This is a genomic window from Paenibacillus sp. A3, assembly GCF_001399685.1.
In the GTDB taxonomy this organism is placed as follows: domain Bacteria; phylum Bacillota; class Bacilli; order Paenibacillales; family NBRC-103111; genus Paenibacillus_G.
Genome location: NZ_JTHN01000149.1, coordinates 24,491 through 32,336 on the forward strand (window position 1 = coordinate 24,491; position 7,846 = coordinate 32,336).

General features: G+C 44.4%; 4 protein-coding genes and 3 pseudogenes. 2 read left to right on the forward strand and 5 right to left on the reverse strand.

Annotated elements, in window-relative coordinates:
- Positions 1–130: 130 nt before the first annotated feature.
- Entirely contained in the window at positions 131–1,558 is a 1,428-nt protein-coding gene (locus QJ48_RS22585; RefSeq protein ID WP_054975745.1) for a sorbosone dehydrogenase family protein, read from the reverse strand.
- Between the two features lie 312 nt (positions 1,559–1,870).
- Positions 1,871–2,659, reverse strand: a pseudogene (locus QJ48_RS22590) (helix-turn-helix transcriptional regulator).
- A 101-nt stretch (positions 2,660–2,760) separates the two neighbouring features.
- On the opposite strand from QJ48_RS22590, the gene QJ48_RS22595 reads away from it, so the two are divergent.
- Complete coding sequence (locus QJ48_RS22595) at positions 2,761–3,225, forward strand: VOC family protein (protein WP_054975746.1); 465 nt, start codon at positions 2,761–2,763, stop codon at positions 3,223–3,225.
- Between the two features lie 44 nt (positions 3,226–3,269).
- Positions 3,270–3,841: pseudogene (locus QJ48_RS22600) on the forward strand (YdeI family protein).
- Between the two features lie 31 nt (positions 3,842–3,872).
- Here the strand turns inward: QJ48_RS22600 and QJ48_RS36190 are convergent.
- The 3 genes and pseudogenes from QJ48_RS36190 to QJ48_RS22610 form a co-directional block, all read right to left on the reverse strand.
- Positions 3,873–4,055, reverse strand: coding sequence for a FeoB-associated Cys-rich membrane protein (locus tag QJ48_RS36190; RefSeq protein WP_082420637.1), 183 nt, complete (start codon positions 4,053–4,055; stop codon positions 3,873–3,875).
- Between the two features lie 38 nt (positions 4,056–4,093).
- Positions 4,094–5,296, reverse strand: a pseudogene (feoB, locus tag QJ48_RS22605) (ferrous iron transport protein B); the annotation flags it as partial.
- Between the two features lie 202 nt (positions 5,297–5,498).
- Positions 5,499–7,754 (reverse strand): excinuclease ABC subunit UvrA, encoded by a 2,256-nt coding sequence (locus tag QJ48_RS22610; protein ID WP_054975747.1) that lies wholly within the window; start codon positions 7,752–7,754, stop codon positions 5,499–5,501.
- Between the last annotated feature and the right edge of the window lie 92 nt (positions 7,755–7,846).

A 7,846-nucleotide genomic window follows, 5' to 3' on the forward strand; every position in this document is an offset into this window, starting at 1 on the left:
GAACAGGGGGTTGTCCTTTATGTCATGGGCGGAAAAGCCCGAAATTGAAAATGGGACAATGTTTGTGCCGCTCGCGACAAGAACATTATCCCATTATTAGAAAAAGCGAGTCGAATTTAATCGTTATCAATCATGGAACAATTTCAAAAACGGTACCTTGGTTAAAATCAGTCACTTTCATAGAGCCATAAACCCCTAAATATAGTTTGGTTTGATTCAGATTTGTACCCAAACTAACATAATAAGCTGATTGAGTACCAAAATTATAATCGGTGTCAATAACACTATAATCATTTAGTTTACAATCTGTTCTTACCCTGGTATAAGCTAAAGCCCCTCTAACCGGAAGTTGAGCTTCTTTTTTCCGAGCCAGATCGGTAAACACAACGTTTCCCGTTAATTCGGGGATTTCATTTCCCATATATGGCTGGACTCCTGTAAGTGCAGTTGCTCCAAACTTATCGGTTCGGCGATCTTCATGAAAATAACTGGTTAGAGGCTGAAGACGTCTCACTGAAGTTTTTACTGCTTCATCGTAATAAGCAATTGTTTTCTCATTCAAAGTCGGATTTGCAGAGCAGCCTGTTATTGTCGAAGTAGGAAATGCACCTTCCCACCCGCGCCAGCCAAAGTTAATAAATCCTTCGTGGTCTGGTTCAGATTTCATTAAAGAAGCTTGTAGAAGCCGAGTAACCGGTATTGGTTTATAATGAATGAACGAAAAAATCGACTCTACAAGATCCTGTCCGACATTGCCTGCATATTTGATATACTGATTATAAAACCTTTGAAACGAAATGCCTGGAATATTGCGAACTCCTTTTGCAATTACTGTAAGCGTTTCCTGAATAGGTACGGGTAACTCATGAAAACGCGTAACTACGGTTGGATTATCGATAAATGTATTCTTGCCTACATCAATTTCGATGATTTTACCTGCGATTTCCATATCCTCTTGGCTTAAGTTAAATGGGTCATAGCCTGATCCGCCATCTCCGGTTGTCAAAATAAGATTTCCTGTTTCAGGTGAAAAGTTTAAGCTATTGACACCATTATGGTTAAAAAATGGTCTTCTTATATTAAGTAATGTCCGTCGTTTTTGGGGTTGACCATTCGGATGTAGAATATATTCTTCAACTGTATCAATATGATCGTATTGAATTTCTCTATTTATCCACTTTAGGTTTAAGGTTCTAGAGTCACAAGGATTAGGCTTAAAAGATTCATGAGGAGCACCTGGAAAAGCTCCTGGACCTTGAGTTCCAGCTACTGAATAATGCAGATAAAACAAACCGTTATAATAGAATCCGGGATGAAATGCTAGCCCTAGTAATCCCCGTTCATCATATCCGCCACTAGAAAGACCTAGTTTTATGACTCGCGGGCTAATATCAAAAAAAGTTCTTATAACTCCGTTTCGTATGTAAAAGATCTCTCCTACCTGGGTTGCAATAAATAAGCTTTCAATTGAATCACCCGGAAGTATAGTTGTTTTCAAAACAGTAGGTAAATTGAGCTTACTTACAACGGGACTTAAACTAACCTTAACTTTTATCAATTTAACTTTACCCTCCTTCCTATTTTTTTCTTTTATAAGAGTATGATTAGAACTGCTCTATTAGTACCAATTAGGACCGGCAATTTTCCATAGTACTTTATTATCTAAGTGATTCGGGGTACTGAACAACATTAATTTGACTTGGGCTTCCAAAACTCGTTGTGCAACAACAAGTTCACAACCGGCTCTGTACGCTTCATGCATTCGCCATTTCAAAAGAGAAGTTTGTAAACCGTTCCGTCTAAATTCGGGTGCTGTTGCAGCTAACGTGAATTTCAGCCGCGGTTACGAATAATGTTAAACGGGACCTTTTTAAGAATATTTCTCCATCATTTTATTTAAATAATTTCGAAAGTCTTCAACATACGTTTTGGGCTCTACTATTTCTAGATTTGTACCGAAACTTGCTAAAAATTGAAATCCAATACTGTTTTGAGGAACATAGATTGTTGCTAAGAAAAATTCAGAACTATAGTTTTCAATACTCTTTCGACCGTACCTTTCAATGAATTGGTCTTTTATGCCAGGCGAAATCAACGCCTTAATAGCGACTAGTTAACAGAATCCTTTCAAATACCAACTCTTTTCGCTAAAATGAAGCTGATATGGCTCGACAATTCTATTCGTTTTAATGCCATTTTTATCAATATAATCAAATGAAAGGTACCTTCTCTTTAATATTGATTCTTGACATGTCTTCAAAGTTTGAAGAATCTCAGACCGACCTTCCCAATCATAAAATGACAGTCGAATTGAACCTTTCGGAGACAATGGGCTAACCATTGCTTCTATTTTTTTTATAGTCACTTCAACTTCTTCGCTAATTAGAATTTGTTCCAATCCGCTCAACGCAGTTAATATATTCTCTAAATCGGAGCTACTTAAAAGACGTTTATCAAACTTGTATTCATCCATAATACCGTAGCCACCATTAACTCCATTGATAGAATAGATTGGGATGTTTGATAAACTCAGCGTTTCCATATCACGAAGAATAGTTCTTTTGGAAACGTTAAATAATTGTGTGAATTCTTTGGTTGAAACGACATCTTTTTTCAACAATATCATGATTATAGATATTAATCTCTCAACCTTTTCCATATTTACTCCTCTTTTTTTCTACTTAATTTATAAAAGGTGACATACTGCTGTCACCTCTTATAAATTATACTACTTTTATCACAAGAAGGAGGTGTTACTTTATGTCAGCTATTGCATATTTAAATTTTGATGGAATTGCAGAACAAGTGATTGAATTTTATTCGGAGGCTTTAAATGCAAATGAAGTAAAAAAGGTTAAATTCAAGGATTTCCCACAAGATCCAAACTATCCATTACCAGAAAATGAGTTAAATATGATCATGGAGTCTTCAATAGAATTCGCAGGTGGGAAAATAATGATGTCGGATATTTTGCCTTCAATGAAGATGGTAATGGGTGAGTTGGTGAAAGGAAATAATGTACTTATTAGTCTAGTCATTGATGATAAACAAACACTGGAAGAATACTTTAATAATTTGTCCGTTGGTGGCAATGTTATGATGCCGTTATCAAATACTCCTTGGTCTTCGTGCTTTGGAATGCTAGTTGATAAGTTTGGAGTTTCCTGGAAATTTAATCGTGACGCAGACAAGTTTCTTGATAGAGTCATTTCCAGCAAACAGTAACTCATTAATATGAATCAATTTAGAAAGGATAATGTATTTTATCTATGGAAATTGAAAATTTAATTCCAATAAAATCGAGAGAAGATTTGAGGATTTGGCTACAGGAAAATTGTAAAACTGAAAAGTCTTGCTGGGTCTTGGTTAGTATGACGCCCACCCCTGATATGTTGTTATATTTGGACGCGGTCGAGGAAGCTTTGTGCTTTGGATGGATCGATGGGGTCAAAAAGAAAATATCTGAAACTGCGCTGGCTCAGAGACTGTCTCCTAGAAGTAAAAAAAGTTCATGGACTGAATTAAATAAAGAACGTGTCCGCCGCCTCGAAAAGTTGGGGTTAATGAGAGATGAAGGAAGAATGGTTTTTCCTGATATGGACCACAATTCTTTTAGAATAGATAAAGTTATAGAGCAGAGGCTAAAAGCGGAAAAGCAAGTATATGAGAATTTCACAGCATTTCCAGATCTTTACAAAAAAAGAGTTCGGATCGACACGATACAAAGCAATAAGAATCAGCCAGAATTATTTAGGAGCAGATTAGACAAATTCATAACAAACACTAGAGAAAACAAAATGTACGTCAATGGAATGATAATGGACGTCTACTAGATTATTAAGATGCTCAATTTATCACCAAAAGTTCAATAATTACTGTTTGCTAGTAGTTGATGCCGAGACATTTGCATCAGTTGCATCAGAACATCCGGATAAGCACGTCTTGTTCAACGAGCACGCCGCACATTTTCCTTGACGCGTCTTCCGTACGAAACGGACAAGCGACCAAGCTGCATACCCGAAAATAACGACCCCGGCAATGACACTGAACACCATACGGTTCCTCCTTAACGAGCGCGTCTAACGAATACAAATTAATGAAACCCAATTACCCTTCCGACATGGTAGACAGCCAGTGCGATCACATAGGCTATTGCCAACGCGTAACCGACGGAAAACCACGTCCATCGAGCCGCCCCCGTTTCTTTTCGAATAACCCCGACTGTCGCAAGACATGGAACATAAAGCAAGATAAAAACCATAAAGCTATAAGCCTGAAGTGGAGTAAAAAACTGCGAGATCATTCCCGAAAGACCTGCATCATCAGGAGCGGCATAAATGATGCCCATCGTCGAGACGACGACTTCCTTCGCCAGAAATCCTGTGAGCAGCGCAGCACCCGCTTGCCAATTGCCGAAACCGAGCGGAGCAAGAACCGGCGCCAAGATGGACCCGATTGCCTGGAGGAAGCTTTCGTTCATCGGCACGTTCCATCCGCCAGGCCCGGTATATCCGAGCAGCCATATGACGACCGAGCCGCCAAAAATGAACGTTCCCGCTTTTCGGACGAATCCCTTGCCCTTCTCCCATGTGCTCCGCGCCAACGTTCGCCACTGCGGAATACGATACGGTGGTAGTTCGATGACGAACAGGGATTGTTCGCTCTTCGCGATCGTCAAGGAAAACAGCTTCGCCAACATGAGCGCCACGACAACCCCTAATACATATAACGATAAAACGATAAGAGCCTGATTACTTTTGAAAAACGTCCCGATTTACAAGCTGTAGACCGATAATCGCGCGGAACACGACATAAGCGGCGTAAGCAGAATGGTCAGCAAGCGCTCCTTCGGCTGCTCTATCGTCCTAGCGGCCATGATACCGGGAACGTTGCAGCCAAAGCCGATAATCATTGGGATGAACGCCTTGCCATTCAGGCCGACACCTTCCATTAGCCGATCCATAACGGACGCAATACGAGCCATGTAGCCGGAGTCCTCTATGAGGGATATGATGAGAAAAAGCATGAAAATTTGCGGTACGAACACCAGCACACCGCCCACACCGCTTACGATTCCATCCAGAATGACCGACTTGATGAACTCCGCGGCGCCGAACGTGTCTAGCAAGGAACTGATTACGTTCTTAACCGGACCGTTCAGCAAAGCATCCAGTTGATCGGATAGCGGAGTGCCGACCCAATCGAACGTCAGCTTGAACGTCAAATACATGAACGCAAGAAAAATGGGAATGCCGAGAACCTTATTCGTAGCGATATCGTCGATCCGCTCTGATAGCATTCTTCTGCCCTTCTTCGATATAAAACTAAAAATAGGTGAGCTCGGTACAAGAACTTACATCGTTAAAACAAAAAAGCCGCGATCTACGCGGCAGTTCATGAGATAATTTCTTGTCGCCCGGCAAATAGCTAAACACAGTACGAAGGTGATTCAGACCACGCTAAGCCCTGGTTAAGCATACTAAAGTGGATTGGATGTATTACATCAAGTATCTTCCCGTGATCGACTGCTCCGCATAGATGATCTGCGCCGGTGTGCCCTCAAACACCACCTGGCCGCCCTTGCTGCCTCCGTCCGGTCCCATATCGATGATCCAATCCGCTTGGCTGATCACATCAAGGTTGTGCTCAATGACGATCACCGTATTGCCGGCATCTACGAGGCGGTTCATGATCCCCAGAAGGTGACCGATATCTGACATATGCAGGCCGGTCGTCGGCTCGTCCATCACGTAGATGCTGCCCTTCTTATGCAGCTCGCTTGCCAGCTTGATGCGCTGGCATTCCCCGCCCGAGAGCGTGCTGAGCGGCTGGCCGAGTGTAATATAGTTTAGTCCCACATCACTCATCGCCTGGAGCTTGCGCACAACTTCTTTTAGCTGGAAAAAATCCAATGCCTGCTCCACAGTCATCTCCAGCACTTCCGCAATGGACTTGCCGTTCAGCTTGTAGTCGAGCACCTCTTCCTTGAACCTTCTACCTCCGCATACTTCGCACGGCAGCTTCACGCTCTCGAGGAATGCAAGGTCTGTATACACAACGCCCAGCCCTTGGCAGTTCTCGCAAGCCCCCTTGGAGTTAAAGCTGAACAAGCCTTGGCCCACCTTGTTCGCGGAAGCAAACGCCTTGCGCACATCATCCATAATGCCCGTGTAGGTTGCGGGATTCGAGCGTGTTGATACGCCTACCGCCGATTGGTCGATGACGATCGCATCCGGATGCTGGCTGAGGAATACTTCGTTAATCAGCGTGCTCTTGCCCGAGCCAGCGACACCCGTAACTACGGTTAACACTCCGGTTGGAATATCTACACTCACGTTCCGCAGGTTGTGCAGTGTGGCATCCCTGATGGACAGCTTACCGGATGGCTGCCTGCAATCGTGCTTCAACTGGAGCGGCCGCTTCATATAGTTGCCTGTCAGTGTACCTGCCTCCAGCAGGCCTTGGAAGCTTCCTTCATACACGATGGTACCGCCGCGGCTGCCGGCGTGAGGCCCGACGTCGACGATATGATCCGCCACCTTGATTACATCGGGATCATGCTCGACGACAATCACGGTATTGCCCTTGTCGCGCAGCTTCTGCAGCAGCTCATTTAACCGGTGTACATCACGGGGGTGCAAACCAACGCTGGGCTCATCGAAGATATACGTGACATCCACCAGACTGCCGCTCAGGTGCTTCACCATCTTAACGCGCTGCGACTCGCCGCCGGACAAAGTATCCGTCTCACGGTCCAGCGTCAAGTAGTCAAGTCCGATATCCACCAGATGCTGCAACCGCTCCGTCAGCGACGAAACGACCGGAGCGGCGACCGAATCGTCAACCTCCCGAATAACGCGGATGAGCTGTCCGACCTCCATGGAAGACAGCTCCGCAATGTTGAGTCCATTGATCCTGCAGCTGAGCGCAGCCTGACTGAGTCTGGCGCCGCGGCAGCTAGGGCATGGACCCTCGGAAATGTACGGTGCAACCGCTTTTTGTGTGCGCTCGGACTTCGTCTTCACATCTTGCTTGATGTATTTGTTTGTGAACTTCTCGATAACGCCTTCCACAGTAATATTCGTTGCCTTCCCGGCAAAATCCATCTTCACTTTTCTCGCCTTGCCGTACAGCAGCTCCTCCAGTTCCTCATCTGAATAATCGCTCAGCTTCTTGTCTGGATCAAACGACCCCGACTGCACGATCATCGTCCAATCCCAGCTGTCTACCTTATAGTCCGGCAGCATGACTGCCCCTTCATTCAACGACTTAGACATGTCCACCGCCTTGCTCATGTCGACACCTAATTTGCGACCGATTCCGTTGCACTCGGGACACATGCCTTGCGGATCGTTAAACGAGAACATGTGCGCTTGTCCAACATAGGGCTGACCCACCCGGGAAAAGAGAAGACGAAGAATGGGAGCGATATCGGTAATCGTGCCCATCGTAGAATGGGAACCGCCGCCCAGCCGCTTCTGATCTACAATAACAGCCATGCTCAGGTTTTCGATTGCGTCCGCATCCGGCTGCGGGTAGCGTGGCAGGAAAGTGCGCACGAACATGCTGAAGTTCTCATTTAGCAATCGCGTGGATTCTGCAGCGATCGTATCGAAGACGATCGAGGACTTGCCGGATCCGGATACCCCGGTGAAGATCGTGATCTTCCGCTTGGGAATGCGCAAGGATACGTTCTTGAGATTGTTTTCCCTCGCACCCGAGATTACGATATACTCCTGATTCGATTCGCTCATGCTTAACATCCCTCCGATAGTGTTAATTTCTACTCATATTCACATTGTAACATTCGAACTTGTCAGATTATCCAATCAACATAAACCGGCTG

Coding starts and splice junctions, on each gene's coding strand:
- QJ48_RS22610 (WP_054975747.1), bottom strand. CDS start 7,754: ATGAGCGAATCGAATCAGGAGTATATCGTAATCTCGGGTGCGAGGGAA.
- QJ48_RS22595 (WP_054975746.1), top strand. CDS start 2,761: ATGTCAGCTATTGCATATTTAAATTTTGATGGAATTGCAGAACAAGTG.
- QJ48_RS36190 (WP_082420637.1), bottom strand. CDS start 4,055: ATGGTGTTCAGTGTCATTGCCGGGGTCGTTATTTTCGGGTATGCAGCT.